A 22528-nucleotide genomic window follows, 5' to 3' on the forward strand; every position below is an offset into this window, starting at 1 on the left:
CCGACCATGTTCGCCTACTACGCCCGATTGGCGGCGCGCAGTTTCCGCCGCAACAAGGTCCTGACCGCGCTGATGGTGATCGCTATCGCGCTCGGCATCGGCGCCTCGATGACCACGTTGACCGTATTCCACGTGCTGTCCGGCGACCCGATTCCGGGCAAGAGTGACCGCCTGTTCTACGTGCAGCTCGATGCCGCGACCGGCGCCTATGTCGCCGGCGAGGAACCGGAAACCCAGCTGACCCGCTTCGACGGTGAAGCGCTGCTGCGCGAGGCCAAGGGCGAGCGCCAGGCGCTGATGAGCGGCGGCGGCGGCACCATCGAACCGGACAACAGCACGCTCAAGCCCTTCAGCATCGACACCCGCTGGACCTCGGCCGATTTCTTCCCGATGTTCGAGGTGCCCATGCAGTACGGCCGCCCCTGGACGCGCGAGGACGATGAAGGCCGTGCACGCGTGGTGGTCATCTCCAAGGCGCTCAATGACAAGCTGTACCAGGGCGCCAACAGCGTGGGCCGCGACCTGCGCATGGAAGGGCAGAGCTACCGCATTGTCGGCGTGATGAAGGAATGGAGCCCGGAGCCGCACTTCTACGACCTGACCACGGGCAGCTACGGCAAGAACGAGGACCTGCTGCTGCCGATCTCCACCTCCTTCGACCTGAAGCTGGGCAACAACGGCAACATGAACTGCTTCGGCGAGAATCCCGACGGCAACAGCTACTCGCTCAACGCACCGTGCGCGTGGCTGCAGTACTGGGTGGAGATGGACCCGGCCAAGGCCGCCGACTACCGCCGCTACCTGGAGAACTATTCGACCCAGCAGCGCGAGGCCGGCCGCTTCAAGCATCCGCCGAACGTGCGCCTGCGCACCGTGATGGAATGGCTGGACTTCAATGGCGCGGTCCCCAGCGATGTGCGCCTGCAGCTGTGGCTGGCGCTGGGCTTCCTGGGTGTCTGCCTGATCAACACGGTGGGCCTGCTGCTGGCCAAGTTCCTGCGCCGCAGTGGTGAGATCGGCGTGCGCCGCGCCCTCGGTGCCAGCCGTGGCCAGATCTTCCTGCAGTGCCTGGTGGAAGCCGGTGCGGTCGGCGTTGTCGGTGGCGTGCTGGGTATCGGTCTGGCCCTGCTTGGCCTGTTCGCGGTGCGCCAGCAACCGGTGGAATACGCAAAGCTGGCCCACCTGGACGGCAACATGCTGCTGCTCGCGCTGGGCCTGACCCTGCTCGCCAGTCTTGCGGCCGGGTTCCTGCCCGCCTGGCGCGCCATGCAGGTCACCCCGGCCATCCAGCTCAAGTCGCAGTAAGCACCCGAACGAGGACTCCCATGGACATCCGCCCCATCCTCAGCACGCTGCGCCGGCACAAGACCGCCGCTGCCCTGATCGTGCTGGAAGTCGCACTGACCTGCGCCATCGTCTGCAACGCGCTGTTCCTGGTCAGCCAGCGCGTGGAGAAGATCAGCATGCCCAGCGGCATCGCCGAGAGCGAACTGGTCATGCTGCGCGTCAGCGGCATCGGCAAGCAGACCGACGCCATGGCCCGCACCCGCGAGGACCTGGCATCGCTGCGCGCGATTCCCGGCGTCAGCAACGTCACCATCATCAACCAGGTCCCCTTCCGCGACGGCTCCTCCAGCAGCAGCATTTCGCGTGTGATCGACCAGGAACGGCCGACCACCAACGCCTCGATGTACACCCTGTCCGAGAACGGGCTGGCCACGATGGGCATCAACCTGATCGCAGGCCGCGATTTCCTGCCCGACGAGTACCAGAACTTCGAAGACGCCAGCAAGGGCGGCGCAAAGGAGAACGCGATCCCGGTCATCCTCACCCAGGCCACCGCCGCCAAGATGGAACCCAATGGCAGTGCGCTGGGCAAAACCTACTACATGGGCAAGCAGCCGCTGCATGTGGTCGGCATCGTCGACACGCTCAGCACGCCCAACGGCTGGAATGACAACTGGACCAACTCGATGCTGCTGCCCATGCGGCGCACCTTCGACGAAGGTGGCACGTATGTGCTGCGCACTTCGCCGGAACGCCGCAAGGAAGTACTCGATGCCGGTGCCGCCGCGCTGGAACGCAACGACCCCAACCGGCTGATGCGCGACAAGCTGACCTATGAAGACCAGCGCAAGGACTTCTTCAAGAACGACCGCGCGATGGTCGGCCTGCTGATCACCGTCAGCATCTCGCTGCTGGTGGTCACCGCGCTGGGCATCATCGGCCTGGCCAGCTTCTGGGTGCAGCAGCGCAGCAAGCAGATCGGCATCCGCCGTGCGCTGGGCGCGACCCGCGGGCAGATCCTGCGCTACTTCCAGACCGAGAACTTCCTGCTGGCCACGCTGGGCATCGTGCTGGGCATGCTGGCGGCCTACGCCATCAACCTGGCACTGATGAACCTGTACGAGCTGCCGCGCATGCCGCTGTACTACCTGCCGCTGGGTGCACTGCTGCTGTGGGTGCTGGGCCAGATCGCCGTGTTCGGGCCGGCGCGGCGTGCGGCAGCGGTGCCGCCTGCGGTCGCCACGCGGGGCGCGTGAGATGCGTGCCCGCGCGATGTGCCTGATGCTGCTCCTGCCATTGCCGGCGCTGGCCGGCGGTGGCAGTGCGCAGACACTGGAGTGGCGCCAGGATGCCGCGCGGTTGTCCTTGCGCTCAACGGAGGGCCAGGTGCGCGTGGAGGCCGCCAGCCCGGAAATGCGCTTCGGCGTGCGCAGTGGCGATCGCATCCTGCGCGTGGACGACACGGCGGTGCGCCGGGTCGAACACCTTGCCGAGGCCCTGCGTCATTCCAACGCAGCCACCGCCTATCTGTTGCTGCGCCGCGACAAGCGCGAACTGACGGTGGCGGTCGACGCCGCAGCCTGGCGCCAGGCGCTGGAGGTGCCGCCGCCACCCGCGCCGCCACGGCCCCCGGTGCCTCCCCGGCGCTGAGCGAGGGCCGCTCCTGCACAGCCACGGGTTTGGCTATGCTTGATGGGTGGCGCCGGGCTCTCCCGGTGCGTGGACACGAACGGCTCCAACGGCGCCGCCCATCCCTTTCTGCAGAACCGCTTGATGCCTGCAATCCTGATCATCGACGACAACGCCAGCGTGGGTACCGCGCTGGACGTGCTGTTCTCCCTGCACGACATCGACACCCTGCAGGCGCAGAGCCCGTCCGAAGGGCTGGCCCTGCTGGAGTGGCAGCCGGTCGACCTGGTGATCCAGGACATGAACTTCAGCGAGGACACCACCTCCGGCGAAGAAGGCGAGGCCCTGTTCGCGCAGATCCGCGCGCGCCATCCCGATCTGCCGGTGATCCTGCTGACCGCCTGGACCCACCTCAGCAGCGCGGTGGATCTGGTCAAGGCCGGTGCGGCCGACTACCTGGCCAAGCCCTGGGACGACCGCAAGCTGATGACCACGGTCAACAACCTGCTGGAACTGTCCGAGGCGCGCCGCGAACTGGACCGGCGCCGCAGCCGTGAACTGCGCCAGCGCAATGCGCTGGAAGAGAAGTATGACCTGTGCGGCGCGGTCTTCGCCGACCCCGCCAGCGAGCGCGTCATCGCTCTCGCCTGCCAGGTCGCACGCTCGGAACTGCCGGTACTGATCACCGGCGCGAACGGTGCCGGCAAGGAGAAGATCGCGCAGATCATCCAGGCCAATTCCCTGGTGGCCAAGGGTCCATTCGTGGCGGTCAACTGTGGCGCGCTGCCTTCGGAACTGATCGAGGCCGAACTGTTCGGTGCCGAGGCCGGTGCGTATACCGGCGCCAACAAGGCGCGCGAAGGCAAGTTCGAGGCCGCCGATGGTGGCACCCTGTTCCTGGATGAGATCGGCAACCTGTCGCTGGGCGGGCAGATGAAGCTGCTGCGTGTGCTGGAAACCGGCCGCTTCGAGCGCCTGGGCTCCAACCGCGAACGCCAGGTCAAGGTCCGCGTGGTCAGCGCGACCAATGCCGACCTGCCGGCGATGATCCGCGACGGCACCTTCCGCGAAGACCTCTATTACCGCCTCAACACGGTGGAACTGGTGCTGCCGCCGCTGGCCGATCGCCCGGGCGACATCGTGCCGCTGGCCGAGCGCTTCCTGACCGCTGGCAAACCCCTGTCCAGCGCCGCCACCGCCGCCCTGCTGCGCCACCCGTGGCCAGGCAACGTGCGCGAACTGCGCAACGTGATCCAGCGCGCCGAACTGCTGGCCACCGGCAACCGCATTGAAGTGGCCGACCTGAACCTGCCGCGCGCAGCCGCAGCACCGCGCCCGGCCCCCAGTGCGGGCAATGACCCCGACCGCGCGCGCATCGAAGAGGTACTGGCGCGCAACCATGGCGTCATCGCCCAGGCCGCCGCCGAACTCGGCCTGAGCCGCCAGGCGCTGTACCGGCGCATGGACCGCCACGGTATCCCGCGAGAATGAAACGGCGCTCGTTCACTTTCCGCCTGTTCCTGCGCCTGCTGCCGGTGCTGGCGCTGGCCGCCGCGTTGCCGTGGCTGCTGGCCTACTGGATGGACCATGGCTGGGTGGTGACCACGGTGTCGGCGTTGATCCTGCTGTCGCTGATGTGGTGGACCCTGCGTCGCGCTACCGCCCCGGTGCGGTCACTGATGCGGGCCCTGGCGGGCACCACCAGCAGCTATCGCGACGGCGAATACAACTTCGGCGTGCACTGGCCCGGCAATGACGAGCTCGGCGACCTGGTGCAGGCACACCGCGAACTGGGCGATGTGCTGCGTGCACAGCGGCAGGGTTTGGTGCAACGCGAACTTCTGCTGGACACGATGGTGCAGAACACGCCGGTGGCGATGCTGCTGATCGCCTCGGGCGGTGATGGCATCGCCCGCGTGGTGTTCTCCAATCTGGCTGCGCGCAAGCTGCTGCATGGCGGCTGGAAGCTGGAAGGCCAGCGCCTGGAGGACGTGCTGGAACAGGTGCCGGTGGAGCTGCGCGATGCCATCGCCCGCGGTGGCGACAGCCTGTTCGCGGTGCATGCCGAGGGCGAGGACGGCGATGAGGACGACGAGCAGGTGTACCACCTCTCGCGCCGCGCCTTCCAGCTCAATGGTCGTCCGCACGACCTGCTGCTGGTACGCCTGCTGACCGCCGAGCTGCGCCGCCAGGAAGTACAGACCTGGAAGAAGGTGATCCGGGTGATCAGCCACGAGCTCAACAACTCGCTGGCACCGATTGCCTCGCTGGCCCACTCCGGCGGTGTACTGGTGCAGCGTGAGCGCTTTGACCGGCTGCCGGAGATCTTCACCACCATCGAGGATCGTGCACGCCACCTGGAAGGCTTCATCCGCGGCTATGCGCGCTTTGCCAAGCTGCCGCAACCGCAGTTGCAGACCGTGCACTGGGCCCCCTTCCTGTCCAGCCTGCGCCATCAGATCCCATTCGGCATGGAACGTGAGCCGGACGAGGAACTGAGCAGCCGCATCGACATCGCCCAGTTCGGGCAGGCACTGCTGAACCTGTTGAAGAACGCGCACGAAGCCTGCGCCGAAGCAGAACCGCCCAACGACGACGTACAGGTGCAACTCACGCGGCTGCCGCAGTGGCTGCGCCTGGACGTACTGGATCGCGGCAAGGGCATGAACGAGCAGGTGCTGCAGAATGCGCTGATGCCGTTCTATTCGACCAAGCGCAATGGCACCGGGCTGGGCTTGGCCTTGACCCGCGAGATCGTGGAAGCGCATGGCGGCCGGGTATCACTGCAGAATCGCGGCGATGGCGGGTTGTGCGTGTCGATCCTGTTGCCGGTGGGTTGAGCGGGTAGGTCCACGTCATGCGCGGATGTGCCGACCAAGGTCGGCACCTACCAAACCTGCCGCATCGCCACCCGCAGGTGCATCGGGAACCCGAGCGCAGCCTCTTCGGCCATCACCGCGCGCAGGCCATCGTTCCACTGCGCCTCGGGCACTACGTCGAATCCTTCGCTGGCATAGAAGGCCGCATTCCACGGCACATCGGACAGCGTGGTCAGCACCGCGGCCGCGTAGCCTCCCGCCCTCGCCTGCGCCAAGGCATGGCGCAGCAAAGCGCGGCCGTAGCCACGCCGCGCGTGTGCGGGATCCACGTCCATCTGCAGCACATGGAATTCACCGCAGAGTTCGCCGGCCAGCAGGTAACCCGCGATACCACCGTCAGCCGCATCCACCACCCACAACTGGCCACGTTGAAGGCCATCCTGCAGCGTCGGCAGGTCCAGACCATGCCCGGCAAACACCGGGTAGGCCTGGTGACCCTTCAGCAGTTCACCGGCACGTTGTTCAATTGCCGGCAGCATGCCGAGTTCGTCGGCATGCGGGATGCGTGGCTCAGGACTTCTTGAGCGGGCGCTTCCAGCCATCGATGGTTTCCTGTCGTGCACGTGCCAGTGTCAGCTTGCCATCCGGGGCGTCGCGGGTGATGACCGAACCGGCGGCAATCGTCGCACTGTCGCCAATGGTCACCGGTGCTACCAGCGAACTGTTGGAACCAATGAAGGCGTTGTCGCCGATGGTGGTGGTCGACTTGTTCACGCCGTCGTAGTTGCAGGTGATGGTGCCGGCACCGATGTTTACCTTGCTGCCGATCACCGCATCGCCCAGGTAGGTCAGATGGTTGGCCTTGCTGCCAACACCGAGGGTGACCTTCTTGGTCTCGACGAAGTTGCCCACGTGCACGCCGTCGGCGAGCACGGTCCCCGGACGCAGCCGCGCGAACGGTCCTACCAGCGCAGCACCTTCGGTGACCACGCCTTCAAGATCACAATGCGCGCGCACTTCAGTGCCCGGGCCAAGATTGACGTCCTTCAGCCGGTTGAACGGGCCCACGGTGACGCCGTCGCCGAGCACGATGTGGCCTTCCAGAACGACGTCGACATCGATCAGCACATCGCTGCCCACGGTGACGGTGCCACGGATATCCAGTCGTGCCGGGTCACGCACGCGCGCGCCCTGCGCGCACAGGGCCCGTACCGCGCGGCGCTGCCAGGCACGCTCCAGCTGCGCAAGCTGCCAGGGATCGTTTGCCCCTTCGGCTTCCTGCGCGTCGGCCACCAGTGCCATTTCGGCCGGGGTGTACTCGTGCGCGGCAAAGGCGAACACGTCGGTCAGGTAGTACTCGCCCTGCGCGTTGCTGTTGGACAACTGCGACAGCCAGCGCCGCAGCGCGGTCGACTCGGCGGCAATGATGCCGGTATTGATCGTGCGCACACGCAGCTGGTCGTCGGTAGCGTCCTTCTGCTCGACAATGGAGCCCACCTTGCCTTCGGCATCGCGCAGCACGCGGCCGTAGCCGGTCGGGTCATCGACATCGGCGACCAGCACCGCCAGGCGACCCGGCTGCGCCAGCAGGTCGCGCAGGGTCTGCGTGCGGATCAGTGGCACGTCGCCGTACAGCACCAGCACCTGCGCGGCGTCAGGCACCTGCGGCATCGCCTGGGCCACCGCATGGCCGGTGCCCAGCTGCCGTGCCTGTTCAGCCCATTGCAGGTCGGGCTGGTCGGCGAAGTACTGGCGCACCGCTTCACCACCATGGCCGTAGACCACGTGGATCGCCGAGGGCTGCAGTTCGCGGGCCGCATCGATCACATGCGCCAGCATCGGCTGGCCGGCGATCGGCTGCAGCACCTTCGGCAGCACCGACTTCATTCGCTTGCCCGCGCCAGCGGCGAGGATGATGACGTGCAGGGGTTGGGTCATGGAAACGGCAGTCCGTGGTTCGTTGCCGATGATTCTAGAGCGTGGGCCGTTAACATGTGCATCCCACCTCCTTCACCGCACTGATGGGCCTCGTCCGCCAGGGAAGCACCTATCTCATCATCGGGCTCGTGCAGCTGCTGCTCGACTGGCTGGTGTTCGTCGCCGCGACCGCGCTGGGCCTGCCGGTGGTGCCTGCCAACATTGCCGGACGCCTGGCCGGGATGCTGCTGGGCTTCTGGCTCAACGGCCGTTACACCTTTGCCAACGCAGGTGATGCGCGCCTTGGCTGGCGTCGATTTTCACGCTTCTTCGGGCTGTGGCTGCTGCTGACCGCGACAAGCACGTTGCTGGTGAGCCTGGTCGACCACGCGCTGGGCCTGCAGTACACCTGGCTGGCCAAGCCGCTGGTGGAAGGCGGGCTGGCGTGCGTTTCCTTCCTGCTGATGCGCTGCGTGGTCTACCGCTGATACGGCGCTGGGATCGGGATCGGGATCGGGATCGGGATCGGGATCGGGATCGGTAGAGTCGACTGTTGGTCGACTGCTCTTCCATCAGACTGCGGAAATCCCGCGCTGCGCGCGATAGTCGACTGACAGTCGACTCTACCCAGCCGGCACTCTACCCCGCACAAACAAAAACGCCGGCACAGGGCCGGCGTTCTCGTGGATGCAGCGCGAGAAACCTCAGTGCTTGAGGTTCTTGCGCAGGCGCTCCAGCGCCTGCAGCTGGACGACGGCTTCGGCCAGCTTCTGCTGGGCTTCAGCCACTTCCATCGCTTCGCCGCGGTTGGCCAGGATGCGCTCGGCTTCTTCCTTGGCCTTGCGGACCGAGGCTTCGTCGATGTCCTGCGCGCGGATCGCGGTGTCGGCCAGCACGGTCACCACCTGCGGCTGCACTTCCAGGATGCCGCCGGAAATGGCGAAATCCAGCTGCTCGCCGTTCGGCGTGGTCACCACCACCTTGCCCGGCTTCAGGCGGGTGATCAGCGGCGCGTGCTTGGGCGCGATGCCCAGTTCGCCCAGCTCACCGGTGGCCACGACCAGGGTCGCTTCGCCACGGAAGATTTCCTGCTCGGCGCTGACGATGTCGCAACGGATCGTGCTCATGCAAATCTCTTCGCTGTTCGCGGCGGCGCAATGCCACCGTGGGAGTCCACCGGCGCGGGCGGTTGCCCGGCGCCGGCGTCAGGTCGGGCAGGATCGCTCCCGCCCGTCCCGGATCAGGCCTTCTCGGCCATCTTCTTGGCCTTCTCGACCGCTTCTTCGATGCCGCCGACCATGTAGAACGCCTGCTCCGGCAGGTGGTCGTACTCGCCATCGACGATGGCCTTGAAGCCACGGATGGTGTCCTTCAGCGGCACGTACTTGCCCGGCGAACCGGTGAACACTTCGGCCACGTGGAACGGCTGGCTGAAGAAGCGCTCGATCTTACGGGCGCGCGACACGGCCTGCTTGTCCTCTTCGGACAGCTCGTCCATGCCCAGGATCGCGATGATGTCCTTCAGTTCCTTGTACTTCTGCAGGGTCTGCTGGACGCGCTGGGCGGTGTCGTAGTGCTCGTGGCCGATGACCAGCGGGTCCATCTGGCGGCTGGTGGAATCCAGCGGATCGACGGCCGGGTAGATACCCAGCGAGGCGATCGAACGCGACAGGGTCACGGTCGAGTCCAGGTGGGCGAAGGTGGTTGCCGGCGACGGGTCGGTCAGGTCGTCCGCGGGAACGTAGACGGCCTGGATCGAGGTGATCGAACCGTTCTTGGTCGAGGTGATGCGCTCCTGCAGGACGCCCATTTCCTCGGCCAGGGTCGGCTGGTAACCCACGGCGGACGGCATGCGGCCCAGCAGTGCCGACACTTCGGTACCGGCCAGGGTGTAGCGGTAGATGTTGTCGACGAACAGCAGGACGTCCTTGCCCTTGCCGTTTTCGTCCTTCTCGTCGCGGAAGTACTCGGCCATGGTCAGGCCGGTCAGGGCGACGCGCAGACGGTTGCCCGGCGGCTCGTTCATCTGGCCGTACACCATCGCCACCTTGTCGAGGACGTTGGAGTCCTTCATTTCGTGGTAGAAGTCGTTGCCCTCACGGGTACGCTCACCCACGCCGGCGAACACGGACAGACCGCTGTGCGCCTTGGCGATGTTGTTGATCAGCTCCATCATGTTGACGGTCTTGCCGACGCCGGCGCCGCCGAACAGGCCGACCTTGCCGCCCTTGGCGAACGGGCACATCAGGTCGATGACCTTGATGCCGGTTTCCAGCAGTTCGGTGGCCGGGGACTGGTCTTCGTACGACGGGGCCGCACGGTGGATTTCCCAGCTGTCGCTGGCGGCCACCGGGCCGGCTTCGTCGATCGGACGGCCGAGCACGTCCATGATGCGGCCCAGGGTGCCAGCGCCGACCGGCACCGAGATGCCACGGCCGGTGTTGACGGCAACCAGGTTGCGCTTCAGGCCGTCGGTGGAACCGAGGGCGATGGTACGCACCACGCCGTCGCCCAGCTGCTGCTGGACTTCGAGGGTGATCTCGGTGTTTTCCACCTTCAGTGCGTCGTACACCTTCGGCACCGATTCACGCGGGAATTCGACGTCGACGACCGCGCCGATGATCTGAACGATCTTGCCCTGACTCATTGCTGCATCCTCTAATGTGTGCTTTGAACGAACGCGGTCAGACTGCTGCCGCGCCGCCGACGATTTCGGAGATTTCCTGGGTGATCGCTGCCTGGCGCGCCTTGTTGTAGACGAGCTGCAGGGTGCCGATCAGCTTGTTGGCGTTGTCGCTCGCCGCCTTCATCGCAACCATGCGTGCCGCATGCTCGGAGGCGACGTTTTCCAGCAGTGCCTGGTACACCAGCGACTCGATGTAACGCGTCATCACGTGCTCGAGCACGGTCGCGGCATCGGGTTCGTACAGGTAGTCCCAGTCGTGGTGAGCGACCTGCTTCTCAGCCGGCGGCAGCGGCAGCAGCTGATCGAAGCTGGCCTTCTGCACCATGGTGTTCACGAAGCGGTTGTAGACCAGGTACACGCGGTCGATCTTGCCTTCGGTGAAGGCGTCGAGCATGACCTTGATCACACCGATCAGCGATTCCAGCTTCGGCACGTCGCCGATGTGGGTCACGCTGCCGACCATGTTGACCTTCACGCGGCGGAAGAAGGTCGAAGCCTTCTGGCCGATGGTCACCAGGTCCACTTCCGCACCCTTGTCCTGCCATGCCTTGGCTTCGCCCAGCATCTTGCGGAACAGGTTGTTGTTCAGGCCGCCGGCCAGGCCGCGATCGGAGGAGATCACGATGAAGCCGACCCGCTTGACCTGCTCACGCTCGACCAGGAACGGATGCTGGTAGTCGGTGCTGGCCTGGGCCAGGTGACCGATCACCTGCTTCATCGCCTGCGCGTACGGACGCGAGGTCTTCATCCGATCCTGCGCCTTGCGGATCTTGGAGGCCGAGACCATTTCCAGGGCGCGCGTCACCTTGCGGGTGTTCTGCACGCTCTTGATCTTGGTTTTGATTTCGCGTCCGCTTGCCATCTCTTGTTTCCCGTGGCGCGGGGCTGCTGCCCCGCGTTGTTCAACCGTTTGTCATCTGGTCCAGCGGAGCCAGAGGCTCCGCTCTACAGGACCGCGATTACCAGCTGCCGGTGGTCTTGAACTCGGCGATGCCCTTCTTGAAGGCACCTTCGATGTCGTTGTCCCAACCGCCGGTGGCGTTGACCTTGCTGACCAGCTCGCCCTGGGTGTTGGCGAAGTGGGCGTGCAGGCCTTCTTCGAACGCCAGCAGCTTGTTGACCGGCACGTCGTCGAGGTAACCCTCGTTGACGGCGTAGATCGACAGCGCCTGGTTGGCGATCGACATCGGCGCGTACTGCTTCTGCTTCATCAGTTCGGTGACGCGCTGGCCACGCTCCAGCTGCTTGCGGGTGGCTTCGTCCAGGTCCGAGGCGAACTGCGCGAACGCAGCCAGCTCGCGGTACTGGGCCAGCGAGATACGGATGCCGCCCGACAGCTTCTTGATGATCTTGGTCTGGGCCGAGCCACCGACGCGCGACACCGAGATACCGGCGTTCACGGCCGGGCGGATGCCGGCGTTGAACAGGTCGGTTTCCAGGAAGATCTGGCCGTCGGTGATCGAGATCACGTTGGTCGGAACGAAGGCGGACACGTCGCCGGCCTGGGTTTCGATGATCGGCAGCGCGGTCAGCGAACCGGTCTTGCCGGTGACCTTGCCTTCGGTGAACTTCTCGACGTATTCCTCGGACACGCGGGCAGCGCGTTCCAGCAGGCGCGAGTGCAGGTAGAACACGTCACCCGGGTAGGCTTCACGGCCCGGCGGGCGCTTCAGCAGCAGCGAGATCTGGCGGTAGGCAACGGCCTGCTTGGACAGATCGTCGTACACGATCAGCGCGTCTTCGCCGCGGTCCATGAAGTACTCACCCATGGTGCAGCCCGAGTAGGCGCTGATGTACTGCATGGCAGCCGATTCGGAAGCAGTCGCGGCCACCACGATGGTGTGGGCCAGCGCGCCGTTCTCTTCCAGCTTGCGCACGATGTTGGCGATGGTCGAAGCCTTCTGGCCGATCGCAACGTACACGCACTTGATGCCGGTGCCCTTCTGGTTGATCACGGCATCGATCGCCATCGCGGTCTTGCCGGTCTGGCGGTCACCGATGATCAGCTCGCGCTGGCCACGGCCGATCGGGATCATCGAGTCGACCGACTTGTAGCCGGTCTGCACCGGCTGGTCGACCGACTTGCGCCAGATCACGCCCGGCGCAACACGCTCCACCGGAGCGGTCAGGTCGGTGCCCAGCGGGCCCTTGCCGTCGATCGGCTCGCCCAGCGCGTTCACGACGCGGCCCAGCAGTTCCGGACCGACCGGCACTTCCAGGATGCGGCCGGTGGTCTTGGCGACGTCGCCTTCGCGCAGGTGCTCGTAGTCACCCAGCACCACGGCGCCGACCGAGTCGCGCTCCAGGTTCAGGGCGAGGGCGAAGGTGTTGTTCGGCAGTTCGATCATTTCGCCCTGCATCACGTCGGCCAGACCGAAGATGCGCACGATGCCGTCGGACACGCTGGTCACGGTGCCTTCGTTGCGCGATTCCGCGGCCAGCTTGACCTTCTCGATGCGGTTCTTGATCAGTTCGCTGATTTCGGAGGGGTTGAGCGTGGTTGCCATCGTCAAGTCCTAGTGCCGGCAGCGGGGCCGGACGTTAAATGAATTCAGTTAGCGAGCGCGGTCTGCAGACGGGCCAGCTTGCCCTTCAGCGAACCATCGATGACCACGTCGCCGGCGTCGATCACGGCGCCGCCGATCAGCGAGGCATCGACCGCGGTGGTCACGTCGACCTCGCGGTTGAAGCGCTTGCGCAGCGCGACCTTGATCGCGTCCAGCTCACCGGCCGACAGTTCGGCGGCCGAGGTGACGGTGGCCTTGACCACGTGCTCGGCTTCGGCGCGCAGGGCGTCGAACATGCCGGAAATCTCCGGCAGCAGCGGCAGACGATGCGATTCGGCCAGGATGGCCAGGAAGCGCGAGTAGGTCTCGCCGTGGGACACCGGCGCCAGCAGGGCGACGGCGTCGTCACGACCCAGCTCCGGGTTGGCGAGCAGGGCCGCCACGCGCGGGTCGGCGGCGACGTGGGCGGAGAACGCCAGGGCGTCCGACCACGGCGCGAACGCGCCTTCGTCGCGCGCGGTCGCGAACGCGGCGCGGGCGTACGGGCGGGCAAGCGTGAGGGCCTGGCTCATCCTTAGATCTCCGAGGCCAGCTCGTCGAGCAGCGCCTTGTGGGCGTTGGCGTCGATTTCGCGCTTGAGCAGCTTTTCGGCACCGGTCACGGCCAGCGCGGACACCTGCTTGCGCAGATCTTCACGGGCACGGTTGGCGGCGGCGTCGATTTCAGCCTGGGCCAGTTCCTTCTGACGGGTGGCTTCGGTGATCGCTTCGTTACGGGCAGCATCAACGATCTGGTTGGCACGCGCGTGAGCCTGATCGATGATCTCGTTGGCCTTGGTGCGTGCTTCCTTCAGCGCTTCGTTGACCTTCTCCTGCGCCTGGGCCAGATCTTTCTGGCTGCGGTCGGCAGCAGCGAGGCCTTCAGCAATCTTCTGCTGGCGCTCTTCGATCGCGTTCATCAGCGGCGGCCAGATCTTGGTCGCGATGATCCAGATCAGACCAGCGAAGGCCAGCGCCTGCGCAAGAAGGGTGAAATTGATATTCATGGTTAGCTCGATCGCTGGTTTCGGGGTGGACGCGCCGCCGTAGCGGCACATCCGGCCTTCATCCGAAACCGGGTGCATCAGCACCCGGTCGTCTCAAACCGCTGTATCAGCCGGCCAGAGCCTTGGTGACGGCGCCAGCGAAGGCAGCCGACAGCGGGTTGGCGAAGGCCAGCAGCAGGCCAACGGCGACCGAGATGATGAACGCGGCGTCGATCAGGCCGGCGGTGATGAACATGCGGACCTGCAGGACCGGGATCAGTTCCGGCTGGCGGGCGGCCGACTCCAGGAACTTACCAGCCATGATGGCCAGACCCAGACCGGCGCCCAGCGCGGCCAGGCCGATCATGATGCCGACGGCAAGGGCGGTGGAGCTCTGAATCTGCGCGAAGTTGGTCAGGACGGCGAAGTACATGGTTATCTCCAGGAACTTAAGTTGCTAAGGGTGATGAAACGGATGAAGGTTGAAACGCGTTGAAGCTTGAAACTCAGTGAGCGTCTTCCGACAGGCTCAGGTACACGATCGACAGCATCATGAAGATGAAGGCCTGCAGCGGGATCACCAGCAGGTGGAACAGCATCCAGCCGAGGCCGAACACACCACCGGCAATGGCACCGAAGAAACCGGCACCACCCAGCACCCAGATCAGCAGGAACACGATTTCGCCGCCGAACATGTTGCCGAACAGTCGCATCGCCAGCGAGATCGGCTTGCTCAGCCACTCGACGATGTTGAGGATCAGGTTGAACGGCATCATCCACTTGCCGAACGGCGCCGTCAGGAATTCCTTGATGAAGCCGCCCAGGCCCTTGGACTTGAGCGCGAAGAACAGCATCAGGAAGAACACGCTGATGGCCATGCCCAGGGTGGCATTGACGTCAGCGGTCGGGACCGGCTTCCAGTAGTGCACGCCCACCCATTCCAGCGGCTTGGCGATGAAATCGGCCGGGATCATCTTCAGCAGATTCATCAACAGGATCCAGAAGAAGATCGTGATGGCGATCGGCGTGACCAGCTTGCTCTTGCCGTGGTAGGTGTCCTTGGCCTGGCGGTCGACGAACTCCAGGCAGATCTCGACGAAGGCCTGCCACTTGCCCGGCACGCCGGCGGTGGCCTTGCGGGTGCCCAGCCAGAACGCGACAACGATCACCAGGCCCATCAGGACAGCGGTGAGGAAGGTATCGACGTGGATATGCCAGAACATACCCTCACCCTTGCCGACCGGCGCGGTCAGGTTGTGCAGGTGATGCTGGATGTAGCTGGTAGGGGTTAGAGCCTCGCCCGCCATGTGTCCGGAACCTTCAGTTAATTGAATTCTGTCAACGCCTGGCCATCGCCAGGACCTGGAACATCAAGCCGACGGCGATACCGGCCAACAGCGCCAATGCAGGCAGCTTGAAGACCAGAAACCCCACCAGCAGGACGCCGAAAACCACCACCCACTTGGCCACGATCGCAATGATCAGGCGAGCCATCGCCGATCCTGCGGCCAGTGCCCCACCGCCCAGGGCCATCCGTGCCGCCACCCAGCCACCGGCCGAAATGGCCACACCGGACGCCAGCGCGCCGAGGGCATATTTCGGACCTACCAGCAGGAAGGCCAGGGCCAGGACAGCCACTGCGGCCAGCGGGTAGACCGCGGCGCGCAGCATCAGTCGCCGACCCGCATCAACGGAGTTCAGCACAGGACGTCCCGCGTGGTTGCAAGTGGAGGGCTGAGGCGACTACAGCAGGGGGGCCTCATCGAGCCGCCAAATTATAGCAATGGGACAATTTGCGAGACAACCGCTCCCTGTTCATCCCGGGAGGCCGCAAGTTGCGGTAACGGTTACATTTTTGCGTGCCACCCAGGGGACAATGACGTCCGTATGATGTTGCAGCGCAGTATTGAACTTTGGTCGCAGGCCGCGGAACTTTCGCCGAATGCGCCGGTCCGATCTTTCGACCTGCCTGCAGCAACCTCGTCGACGCTCCGCCCCGCAGGTCCCACGATGGCCCCGAAGCCCGGCTCCGGGGCCATCTTTTTGCATCGTCGCGACAGCGCTGAACCGTGCACACTTCGTGGACCATACGTTCACGGATGGTGGACGGGCCTGTCCGGCACAGTGGCCTTCATTCTGATGAACCACTGCAAGGACTCTTCGATGCGCCCCGTACCCACCCTGCTCGCCCTCTCCCTGCTCGCCGCTGGTGCTTCGTTCGCCACTGCCGCCCACGCCGCTGAAGGCGACGACCGCTTCGCCCTGCGCCTGGGTGCGATGAACATCGACTCGGACAACACCCTTCGCGGCAAGACCAACGTCGCCGGCCAGGACATCGGCTTCTCCGAGGACTTCAAGCTGGGTGGCAAGGAGTGGGAACCGCGCATCGACGGCATGTTCCGCATCAGCAACCGCCAGCGCCTGCTGTTCAACTACTTCAAGTACGACAAGGACCGCCGCGAGACCCTTGGCCAGGACATCTCCTTCGGTGACGTCAACGTGCCGTCCGGCAGCTTCGTCAAGGGTGAACTGAAGTACCAGGTCGCCAGCCTGGTCTATGACTACTCGGTGGTGGACACCGATACCTTCGACCTCGGCCTGCAGCTGGGTGCCGAGTACGCCAAGGTCAGCACCAAGGCCTACGCCGATCTGGGCACCGTCTACGAAGGCCAGTTCCTCAATGAGAAGACGGACGGCGTGGCGCCGGTGGTCGGTGCGCGCCTGAGCTTCACCCCGTCGGAAAAGTGGATGATCACGCTGCAGGGCCAGTATCTCAACACGCGCTGGGGCAGCTTCGATGACTACAAGGGCGACCTGAGCCGCGCCAACGCCATCGTCGATTACCGCTTCACGAAGAACTTCGGTGTGTTCGCTGGCTACGACTGGTTCAAGCTCGACGCGGACAAGAAGGGCAGCGACGGCACCATCGGCCTGAAGCAGGAATTCAAGGGCCCGGTGGCCGGCGTCAGCTTCGTGTTCTGATCCCACGCCCCTTCCACGGCACTCTCTCTCCTGGCGCGGCCTCCGGAACATCGGGGCCGCGCTTTTTCTTTGCATCGTCGAGCAGAGAAGCAGGTTGGTCGAGCGCTGGGGGAAGAGGGGCTTGCGTGCGAATGTCCCCCGGCACCGGCCTGCGGCCGTCACCTCCTCCTTTACTTCGCACGCAAGTCCCTCTTCCCCCGCGTGTCAGGCATCCAGGCGGGCCAAGCTGTGGCTCTCGACTATCCGCAAGCCGAGCCGCTGCGCGGGTGGCAGGCGTTTGGACAAAGTAAAGGAGGAGGCGACCGCCGCAGGCGGACGACGGGGGACATTTGTCCAGACGCCTGCCACCCGCGCAGCGGCCCCACCGCTCGCAAAAATCCGGAGCGGAGAAACAAAAAACCCCGGCAGATGCCGGGGCTTTTCGTTCGCGAAGGCGCGGGCGCCTTACTTCTTCTTCGGCATGTACAGATCGGTGATCGTGCCGTCGTAGATTTCCGAGGCCATCGCCACCGATTCGCTCAGCGTCGGGTGCGCGTGGATGGTGTGGCCGATGTCTTCCGCCTCCGCACCCATCTCGATTGCCAGGCCGATCTCGGCCAGCAGGTCGCCGGCGTGCACGCCGACGATCGCACCACCGATGATGCGATGGGTCTCTTCGTCGAAGATCAGCTTGGTGAAGCCCTCGGTGCGGCCAATGCCGATCGCACGGCCACTGGCGGCCCACGGGAACTTGGCCACGCCGACCTTCAGGCCCTTGGCCTTGGCTTCGGTTTCGGTCACGCCGACCCAGGCGATTTCCGGGTTGGTATAGGCCACCGACGGAATCACGCGGGCGACCCATTCCTTCTTGTGGCCGGCAGCCACTTCGGCGGCCAGCTTGCCCTCATGCGTAGCCTTGTGGGCCAGCATCGGGTTGCCGACGATGTCGCCGATGGCAAAGATGTGCGGCACGTTGGTGCGCATCTGGCGGTCGACCGGGATGAACCCGCGGTCGGTGACCTGCACGCCAGCCTTCTCGGCATCGATCTTCTTGCCGTTCGGCGAGCGACCCACGGCCACCAGCACGCGGTCGAAGGTGCCCTGCGCCAGCGCAGGCGCCTGGCCTTCCTCGGCGGCGTCGAAGGTCACGGTGATGCCCTTGGCATCGGCGGTGACGCCCGAGGCCTTGGTCTTCAGGTGCACGTCGATGCCCTGCTTCTTCAGGCGGTCGGCCAGCGGCTTGACCAGGTCCTTGTCGGCGCCCGGCATCAGCTGGTCCATGAACTCGACCACGGTCACCTTGCTGCCCAGCGCACCGTACACGGTAGCCATTTCCAGACCGATGATGCCGCCACCGACAACCAGCAGCGAGCCCGGCGCTTCGGCCAGCTCCAGCGCGTCGGTGGAATCCATCACGCGCTTGTCGTCCCACGGGAAGTTCGGCAGCTTCACCGCCTGCGAACCGGCAGCGATGATGCACTTCTGGAAGCGCAGCAACTGGGTGCTGCCATCAGCCGCAGTGATTTCCAGCTCGTTGGCCGAGACAAACTTGCCGACGCCCTGCACGCTGCGGACCTTGCGCTGCTTGGCCATGCCGGCCAGGCCCTTGGTCAGCTGGCTGACGACCTTTTCCTTGTACTCGCGCAGCTTGTCCAGGGTAATGGTCGGCTTGCCGAACTCGACGCCGAAATCACCGGCATGGGCCACTTCGTCGATCACCGCTGCAGCGTGCAGCAGCGCCTTGGACGGAATGCAGCCCACGTTGAGGCAGACGCCACCGAGGCTGGCGTAACGCTCGACCAGCACCGTATCCAGGCCGACGTCGGCGGCGCGGAAGGCGGCGGTATAGCCGCCCGGGCCCGAGCCCAGCACGACCATTTCGCATTCGATGTCGGCCGGCTTGCCGCTGGACAGCGCCGGCTTCGGCGCCGCCGGCTCAGCCGGGGCGCGGTGCGACGGGGTCACCGGCGGCTTGCTGGCCGGGGCGGCCGCAGCTGCGGCCGGCGCGGCGGCCTTGGCCGGGGCTTCGGCGGCGCCTTCGGCGTCCAGCACCACGACCACGGCGCCTTCGGACAGGGTGTCGCCCAGCTTGACCTTGATTTCCTTGACCACACCGGCGGCCGAGGACGGCACTTCCAGGGTGGCCTTGTCCGACTCCAGGGTCACCAGACCCTGATCCTTCTTCACCGTGTCGCCGACGGCGACCAACACTTCGATCACCGGCACATCGCTGTAATCGCCGATGTCGGGAACCTTGACTTCAATCGTGGCCATGGTGGGTTTTCCTCGTGCCCGCGCGGCGGTACCGGCGGGCTGTCACTGCATCTGTTCACACGGCCGCGCCAGGGGCGGCGGCCGAACGGTGGGGGCGAAGCGGTGCCTTACAGCAGCACGCGGCGCATGTCGGCCAGTACCTGCGACAGGTACGTGGTGAAGCGTGCGGCCAGTGCGCCGTCGATGACGCGGTGGTCGTAGCTCAGCGACAGCGGCAGCATCAGCTTCGGTGCGAACTCCTTGCCGTTCCAGACCGGCTGGATGGACGACTTGGAGACGCCGAGGATGGCCACTTCCGGTGCATTGACGATCGGGGTGAACGCGGTGCCGCCGATGCCGCCCAGCGAGCTGATCGAGAAGCAGCCGCCACTCATGTCGGCCGGGCCGAGCTTGCCGTCGCGCGCCTTCTTGGCCAGTTCGCCGGTTTCCTGCGCGATCTGCACCACGCCCTTCTTGTCCACGTCGCGGATGACCGGCACGACCAGGCCGTTCGGCGTGTCGGCGGCAAAGCCGATGTGGAAGTACTTCTTCAGGGTCAGGTTTTCACCGCTGGCATCGAGCGAGGCGTTGAACTCCGGGAACTTCTTCAGCGCCGCGGCGCTGGCCTTGATCAGGAAGGCGAGCATGGTCAGCTTGATGCCGGCCTTCTCGTTCTCCTTGTTCAGCGCCACGCGCAGGCCTTCCAGATCGGTGATGTCGGCCTGTTCGAACTGGGTGACGTGCGGGATCATGGCCCAGTTGCGGGCCAGGTTCGCACCGGAGATCTTCTTGATGCGCGACAGCGGCTGGACTTCGGTCTCGCCGAACTTGCTGAAGTCGACCTTCGGCCACGGCAGCAGGTTCAGGCCACCACCGGCAGCAACAGCAGCACCGCCGGCAGCCGGCACGCCACCGCTGAGTGCGGCCTTGACGAACTTCTGCACGTCACCCTTGGTGATGCGGCCACCCTTCTCGGTGCCGTTGATCTGCAGCAGGTCCACGCCCAGTTCACGGGCGAACACACGCACCGCCGGGGTGGCATACGGCACCTTGGCCGGCAGCACGCCATCGGCGTTGAACTGCACCGGCGGGCTGGACGGGGTACCGGCCGAGGCGATCTCGCGGGCCGCCAGCTTGTCCGGCTGCGCCGGCACAGCGACCGGCTCGACCTTGGTGGCGGTCTCGGCGGCAGCCGGAGCGGCAGCAGCGGCTGCCTTGGTCGGCGCCGGCGCGGCAGCGCCCTCGGCCTCGATGATGGCGACCACATTGCCCTGCGACAGAGTGTCGCCGACCTTGACCTTCAGTTCCTTGACCACGCCAGCCACCGACGACGGCACTTCCATGGTGGCCTTGTCGCTTTCCAGCGTGACCAGGCCCTGGTCCTTCTTGACCGTGTCGCCGACGGCGACCAGCACTTCGATGACCGGAATGCCGGAATAGTCGCCGATATCCGGCACCAGCGCTTCAACCGCACCACCGCTGGCAGCCGGAGCGGCCGGCGCAGCTGCGGCCGGGGCCGGCGCGCTCTGGGTGGCGGCAGCCGGGGCAGCGGCCTTGGCCGGTGCCGGGGCGGCAGCGGCCGGCTTGGCAGCCTCGCCTTCAGCCACTTCGATCAGCGCCACGACCTTGCCCTCGGACAGGGTGTCACCGACCTTGACCTTGATCTCCTTGACCACGCCGGCGACGGCCGACGGCACTTCCATGGTCGCCTTGTCGCTTTCCAGCGTCACCAGGCCCTGGTCCTTCTTGACCGTGTCGCCGACGGCGACAAGCACCTCGATTACCGGGATATCGCTGTAGTCACCGATATCGGGGACAAGTGCTTCCTTGATTTCGGCCATGGGGATAACTCCGGCAATCTGGTGTAGGGAAACGTCTATTGTGCGGCCAGCGGGGGCCAGCGCCAACCGTTACAGGTGTTTTCAGTACTCACGCAGCCGGGACACGCTGTTGCTCATGGGTTGCGGCCGCGACCAGTCGGTAGCGTATTGTCCGGACGATGTCCGCTTCATGTCGCCAGTGCGTCGGCTACCGGCTGCCAGGCCTGGCGCAGCCGCGGCAGTGACCAGGCCGCGTTGGCCGGGCTGGTGGACGGCAGCGCCAGCAGCCTTGGCGGCGCCTCCAGGCCGGGCAGCACCCAACGCTGGAATGCCTTCAGCGATGCCGCACCGTTGCAGCCGATCAGCTCCAGCTCAGGAAGCGAAGCGATCAATGCCGGCAGCGCATTGGGTACTTCCGTGCCACGCACGATGTCGGCATCCAGGCTGCCACGCCGCTCGCACTGACCGATCACATCCCACAGACCCACACCGGCTGCCTGCAGTGCGCGCAGCCGTTGCGGGTACGCCAGGGCCACATCGAAGCCACAGATATCGGCCAGCACAGGCCAGAAGCGATTGCGCGGATGCGCGTAGTAGCGCTGCTCCTGCAATGACGCAACGCCGGGCATCGAACCCAGCAGCAGCACCCTGCACTCCATGTTCACCTGCGCTTGCAGGCCGATGCACACCGTTGCTTCGCTCACATCTTCTCCAACTGCATGAATGTCGCCGAAGGCCGAAAAGCCCATGAAAACAGGCTTTTCGCTCCAGTCGCTGAACAAGGGAAACTATTTTTTAACGTGCGTCGGATTCGATTCATGTTGGGGCGACTACGGTGTGCTCGCCCCGCAACCGGGGGCCCAAAACAAGAAACATTAGGAGATACCCCCATGCGCTCCATCCGTATCCTGAGTCTCGCCCTGCTGACCTCCGCCGCCTTCGCGCCGGCCGCTTTCGCCCAGGACAGCAGCAGCACCGACACCGCTTCGGGCAAGCATTTTGCCGTTGTTGGCGGCATCTCGCTGCTGGAACCGAAGAACGACCCGATCACCGGCGTCAAGAAGACCGATGGTGGCCCGGCGCCGACCGTCAGCTTCAGCTACTACATCAACGACAACTGGGCCGTTGAACTGTGGGGCGCTGCCGACAAGTTCGACAACAAGTTCAAGGGCCCGAACAACGCCCGCCTGGGCTCGGTCGAGCAGCAGCCGATCGCGCTGAGCGGCCAGTACCACTTCGGCCAGGCTGACAACGTGTTCCGTCCGTTCGTGGGCGTGGGCTACTACCAGTCGAGCTTCAGCAACGAGAAGCTGGGCAACGGCGCTGACACCGACATCCGCTTCAAGGATGCCAAGGGCGTGATCGGCACCGTCGGCGTGGACATGAACATCAACTCCACCTGGTTCGCCCGTGCTGACGCCCGCTACATGCGCGCCCGCCCGGACGTGAAGGTTGGCGGCGAGAAGATCGGCGAAGCCAAGATGGATCCGTGGACCGTCGGCTTCGGCATCGGCGCCCGCTTCTGATCCAGGCTGCACCTGCTTCACTGATGTAACGCGACGGGCCCTTCGGGGCCCGTCGTCGTTTCCGTCACCCGCGTTCTGTAGAGTCGAGCTTGCTCGACT

The 22528-nt window shown here is 65.4% G+C and carries 22 protein-coding genes; 8 read left to right on the forward strand and 14 right to left on the reverse strand.

Going from position 1 to position 22528, the window contains the following annotated elements:
* The first annotated feature begins 6 nt into the window (after window positions 1-6).
* The 5 genes from ACZLHH_RS20615 to ACZLHH_RS20635 all read left to right on the forward strand — a co-directional run bounded on the left by ACZLHH_RS20615 (window position 7) and on the right by ACZLHH_RS20635 (window position 5756).
* On the forward strand, window positions 7-1305 hold the full coding sequence (locus ACZLHH_RS20615; protein WP_180844699.1) for an ABC transporter permease: 1299 nt from the start codon (window positions 7-9) through the stop codon (window positions 1303-1305).
* Between the two features lie 20 nt (window positions 1306-1325).
* Window positions 1326-2543: an ABC transporter permease gene (locus tag ACZLHH_RS20620; protein WP_071228876.1), complete on the forward strand. Its 1218-nt coding sequence runs from the start codon at window positions 1326-1328 to the stop codon at window positions 2541-2543.
* 16 nt (window positions 2544-2559) lie between these two features.
* Window positions 2560-2937, forward strand: coding sequence for a PDZ domain-containing protein (locus ACZLHH_RS20625; protein ID WP_177179520.1), 378 nt, complete (start codon window positions 2560-2562; stop codon window positions 2935-2937).
* Window positions 2938-3060: 123 nt separating this feature from the next.
* Window positions 3061-4407, forward strand: a complete 1347-nt coding sequence (locus ACZLHH_RS20630; RefSeq protein ID WP_478478734.1) for a sigma-54-dependent transcriptional regulator — start codon at window positions 3061-3063, stop codon at window positions 4405-4407.
* The gene (locus ACZLHH_RS20635; protein ID WP_180844700.1) at window positions 4404-5756 is read left to right on the forward strand and encodes a sensor histidine kinase; all 1353 of its coding nucleotides are present in this window, start codon (window positions 4404-4406) and stop codon (window positions 5754-5756) included. Before ACZLHH_RS20630 ends, ACZLHH_RS20635 begins: the two co-directional genes overlap by 4 nt.
* 47 nt (window positions 5757-5803) lie before the next feature.
* On the opposite strand, the gene ACZLHH_RS20640 is transcribed toward ACZLHH_RS20635, so the two are convergent.
* Together ACZLHH_RS20640 and glmU are read right to left on the reverse strand one after the other, a co-directional pair.
* Window positions 5804-6337 carry a GNAT family N-acetyltransferase gene (locus tag ACZLHH_RS20640; RefSeq protein WP_180844701.1) on the reverse strand — a complete coding sequence of 178 codons (534 nt, stop codon included), beginning with the start codon at window positions 6335-6337 and terminating at the stop codon, window positions 5804-5806.
* Window positions 6306-7673 (reverse strand): bifunctional UDP-N-acetylglucosamine diphosphorylase/glucosamine-1-phosphate N-acetyltransferase GlmU, encoded by a 1368-nt coding sequence (glmU, locus tag ACZLHH_RS20645; protein ID WP_071228874.1) that lies wholly within the window; start codon window positions 7671-7673, stop codon window positions 6306-6308. The genes ACZLHH_RS20640 and glmU overlap by 32 nt, the downstream gene beginning before the upstream one ends.
* Window positions 7674-7756: 83 nt before the next feature.
* Here glmU and ACZLHH_RS20650 point away from each other — a divergent pair, with 83 nt between their 5' ends.
* Window positions 7757-8140 (forward strand): GtrA family protein, encoded by a 384-nt coding sequence (locus tag ACZLHH_RS20650; RefSeq protein ID WP_180844722.1) that lies wholly within the window; start codon window positions 7757-7759, stop codon window positions 8138-8140.
* A 216-nt stretch (window positions 8141-8356) separates the two neighbouring features.
* On the opposite strand, the gene ACZLHH_RS20655 is transcribed toward ACZLHH_RS20650, so the two are convergent.
* The 9 genes from ACZLHH_RS20655 to ACZLHH_RS20695 form a co-directional block, all read right to left on the reverse strand.
* Window positions 8357-8779, reverse strand: coding sequence for a F0F1 ATP synthase subunit epsilon (locus ACZLHH_RS20655; protein WP_005419509.1), 423 nt, complete (start codon window positions 8777-8779; stop codon window positions 8357-8359).
* A gap of 113 nt (window positions 8780-8892) precedes the next feature.
* Entirely contained in the window at window positions 8893-10299 is a 1407-nt protein-coding gene (atpD, locus tag ACZLHH_RS20660; protein ID WP_005411128.1) for a F0F1 ATP synthase subunit beta, read from the reverse strand.
* A gap of 37 nt (window positions 10300-10336) precedes the next feature.
* The gene (gene atpG / locus ACZLHH_RS20665) at window positions 10337-11200 is read right to left on the reverse strand and encodes a F0F1 ATP synthase subunit gamma (protein WP_005411129.1); all 864 of its coding nucleotides are present in this window, start codon (window positions 11198-11200) and stop codon (window positions 10337-10339) included.
* Between the two features lie 97 nt (window positions 11201-11297).
* A complete protein-coding gene (gene atpA, locus ACZLHH_RS20670; RefSeq protein WP_005411130.1) occupies window positions 11298-12845 on the reverse strand; it encodes a F0F1 ATP synthase subunit alpha in 1548 nt (515 codons plus the stop codon).
* A 44-nt stretch (window positions 12846-12889) separates the two neighbouring features.
* Window positions 12890-13417 (reverse strand): F0F1 ATP synthase subunit delta, encoded by a 528-nt coding sequence (locus ACZLHH_RS20675; protein WP_005411131.1) that lies wholly within the window; start codon window positions 13415-13417, stop codon window positions 12890-12892.
* A 2-nt stretch (window positions 13418-13419) separates the two neighbouring features.
* A complete protein-coding gene (locus tag ACZLHH_RS20680; RefSeq protein ID WP_005419512.1) occupies window positions 13420-13890 on the reverse strand; it encodes a F0F1 ATP synthase subunit B in 471 nt (156 codons plus the stop codon).
* Between the two features lie 106 nt (window positions 13891-13996).
* Window positions 13997-14302: a F0F1 ATP synthase subunit C gene (atpE, locus tag ACZLHH_RS20685; RefSeq protein ID WP_005411133.1), complete on the reverse strand. Its 306-nt coding sequence runs from the start codon at window positions 14300-14302 to the stop codon at window positions 13997-13999.
* Window positions 14303-14375: 73 nt separating this feature from the next.
* Complete coding sequence (gene atpB / locus ACZLHH_RS20690; RefSeq protein WP_010481316.1) at window positions 14376-15176, reverse strand: F0F1 ATP synthase subunit A; 801 nt, start codon at window positions 15174-15176, stop codon at window positions 14376-14378.
* A 31-nt stretch (window positions 15177-15207) separates the two neighbouring features.
* Complete coding sequence (locus ACZLHH_RS20695) at window positions 15208-15573, reverse strand: hypothetical protein (RefSeq protein WP_006394654.1); 366 nt, start codon at window positions 15571-15573, stop codon at window positions 15208-15210.
* Between the two features lie 459 nt (window positions 15574-16032).
* Here ACZLHH_RS20695 and ACZLHH_RS20700 point away from each other — a divergent pair, with 459 nt between their 5' ends.
* Complete coding sequence (locus tag ACZLHH_RS20700; RefSeq protein ID WP_010481314.1) at window positions 16033-16851, forward strand: hypothetical protein; 819 nt, start codon at window positions 16033-16035, stop codon at window positions 16849-16851.
* Between the two features lie 444 nt (window positions 16852-17295).
* Here the strand turns inward: ACZLHH_RS20700 and lpdA are convergent, their stop codons facing one another.
* The 3 genes from lpdA to ACZLHH_RS20715 all read right to left on the reverse strand — a co-directional run bounded on the left by lpdA (window position 17296) and on the right by ACZLHH_RS20715 (window position 21607).
* A complete protein-coding gene (gene lpdA, locus ACZLHH_RS20705; protein ID WP_180844702.1) occupies window positions 17296-19104 on the reverse strand; it encodes a dihydrolipoyl dehydrogenase in 1809 nt (602 codons plus the stop codon).
* A gap of 107 nt (window positions 19105-19211) precedes the next feature.
* Entirely contained in the window at window positions 19212-20924 is a 1713-nt protein-coding gene (gene aceF / locus ACZLHH_RS20710) for a dihydrolipoyllysine-residue acetyltransferase (protein ID WP_180844703.1), read from the reverse strand.
* A 167-nt stretch (window positions 20925-21091) separates the two neighbouring features.
* Window positions 21092-21607, reverse strand: coding sequence for a DNA-deoxyinosine glycosylase (locus ACZLHH_RS20715; RefSeq protein ID WP_049421431.1), 516 nt, complete (start codon window positions 21605-21607; stop codon window positions 21092-21094).
* A gap of 186 nt (window positions 21608-21793) precedes the next feature.
* Here ACZLHH_RS20715 and ACZLHH_RS20720 point away from each other — a divergent pair, with 186 nt between their 5' ends.
* A complete protein-coding gene (locus tag ACZLHH_RS20720; protein ID WP_032129052.1) occupies window positions 21794-22429 on the forward strand; it encodes an OmpW/AlkL family protein in 636 nt (211 codons plus the stop codon).
* Window positions 22430-22528 lie beyond the last annotated feature (99 nt).

The sequence above is a fragment of the Stenotrophomonas sp. 28608_Sma genome, from assembly GCF_056486185.1.

Bases quoted from the DNA above. Each gene is read 5' to 3' on its own strand.
- atpG (WP_005411129.1), bottom strand. From the start codon at position 11,200: ATGGCAAGCGGACGCGAAATCAAAACCAAGATCAAGAGCGTGCAGAAC.
- glmU (WP_071228874.1), bottom strand. From the start codon at position 7,673: ATGACCCAACCCCTGCACGTCATCATCCTCGCCGCTGGCGCGGGCAAG.
- atpE (WP_005411133.1), bottom strand. From the start codon at position 14,302: ATGTACTTCGCCGTCCTGACCAACTTCGCGCAGATTCAGAGCTCCACC.
- ACZLHH_RS20700 (WP_010481314.1), top strand. From the start codon at position 16,033: ATGCGCCCCGTACCCACCCTGCTCGCCCTCTCCCTGCTCGCCGCTGGT.
- ACZLHH_RS20620 (WP_071228876.1), top strand. From the start codon at position 1,326: ATGGACATCCGCCCCATCCTCAGCACGCTGCGCCGGCACAAGACCGCC.
- lpdA (WP_180844702.1), bottom strand. From the start codon at position 19,104: ATGGCCACGATTGAAGTCAAGGTTCCCGACATCGGCGATTACAGCGAT.
- ACZLHH_RS20720 (WP_032129052.1), top strand. From the start codon at position 21,794: ATGCGCTCCATCCGTATCCTGAGTCTCGCCCTGCTGACCTCCGCCGCC.
- ACZLHH_RS20655 (WP_005419509.1), bottom strand. From the start codon at position 8,779: ATGAGCACGATCCGTTGCGACATCGTCAGCGCCGAGCAGGAAATCTTC.
- ACZLHH_RS20680 (WP_005419512.1), bottom strand. From the start codon at position 13,890: ATGAATATCAATTTCACCCTTCTTGCGCAGGCGCTGGCCTTCGCTGGT.
- atpD (WP_005411128.1), bottom strand. From the start codon at position 10,299: ATGAGTCAGGGCAAGATCGTTCAGATCATCGGCGCGGTCGTCGACGTC.
- ACZLHH_RS20635 (WP_180844700.1), top strand. From the start codon at position 4,404: ATGAAACGGCGCTCGTTCACTTTCCGCCTGTTCCTGCGCCTGCTGCCG.
- ACZLHH_RS20630 (WP_478478734.1), top strand. From the start codon at position 3,061: ATGCCTGCAATCCTGATCATCGACGACAACGCCAGCGTGGGTACCGCG.
- ACZLHH_RS20675 (WP_005411131.1), bottom strand. From the start codon at position 13,417: ATGAGCCAGGCCCTCACGCTTGCCCGCCCGTACGCCCGCGCCGCGTTC.
- aceF (WP_180844703.1), bottom strand. From the start codon at position 20,924: ATGGCCGAAATCAAGGAAGCACTTGTCCCCGATATCGGTGACTACAGC.
- atpB (WP_010481316.1), bottom strand. From the start codon at position 15,176: ATGGCGGGCGAGGCTCTAACCCCTACCAGCTACATCCAGCATCACCTG.
- ACZLHH_RS20615 (WP_180844699.1), top strand. From the start codon at position 7: ATGTTCGCCTACTACGCCCGATTGGCGGCGCGCAGTTTCCGCCGCAAC.
- atpA (WP_005411130.1), bottom strand. From the start codon at position 12,845: ATGGCAACCACGCTCAACCCCTCCGAAATCAGCGAACTGATCAAGAAC.
- ACZLHH_RS20625 (WP_177179520.1), top strand. From the start codon at position 2,560: ATGTGCCTGATGCTGCTCCTGCCATTGCCGGCGCTGGCCGGCGGTGGC.
- ACZLHH_RS20640 (WP_180844701.1), bottom strand. From the start codon at position 6,337: ATGGCTGGAAGCGCCCGCTCAAGAAGTCCTGAGCCACGCATCCCGCAT.
- ACZLHH_RS20650 (WP_180844722.1), top strand. From the start codon at position 7,757: ATGGGCCTCGTCCGCCAGGGAAGCACCTATCTCATCATCGGGCTCGTG.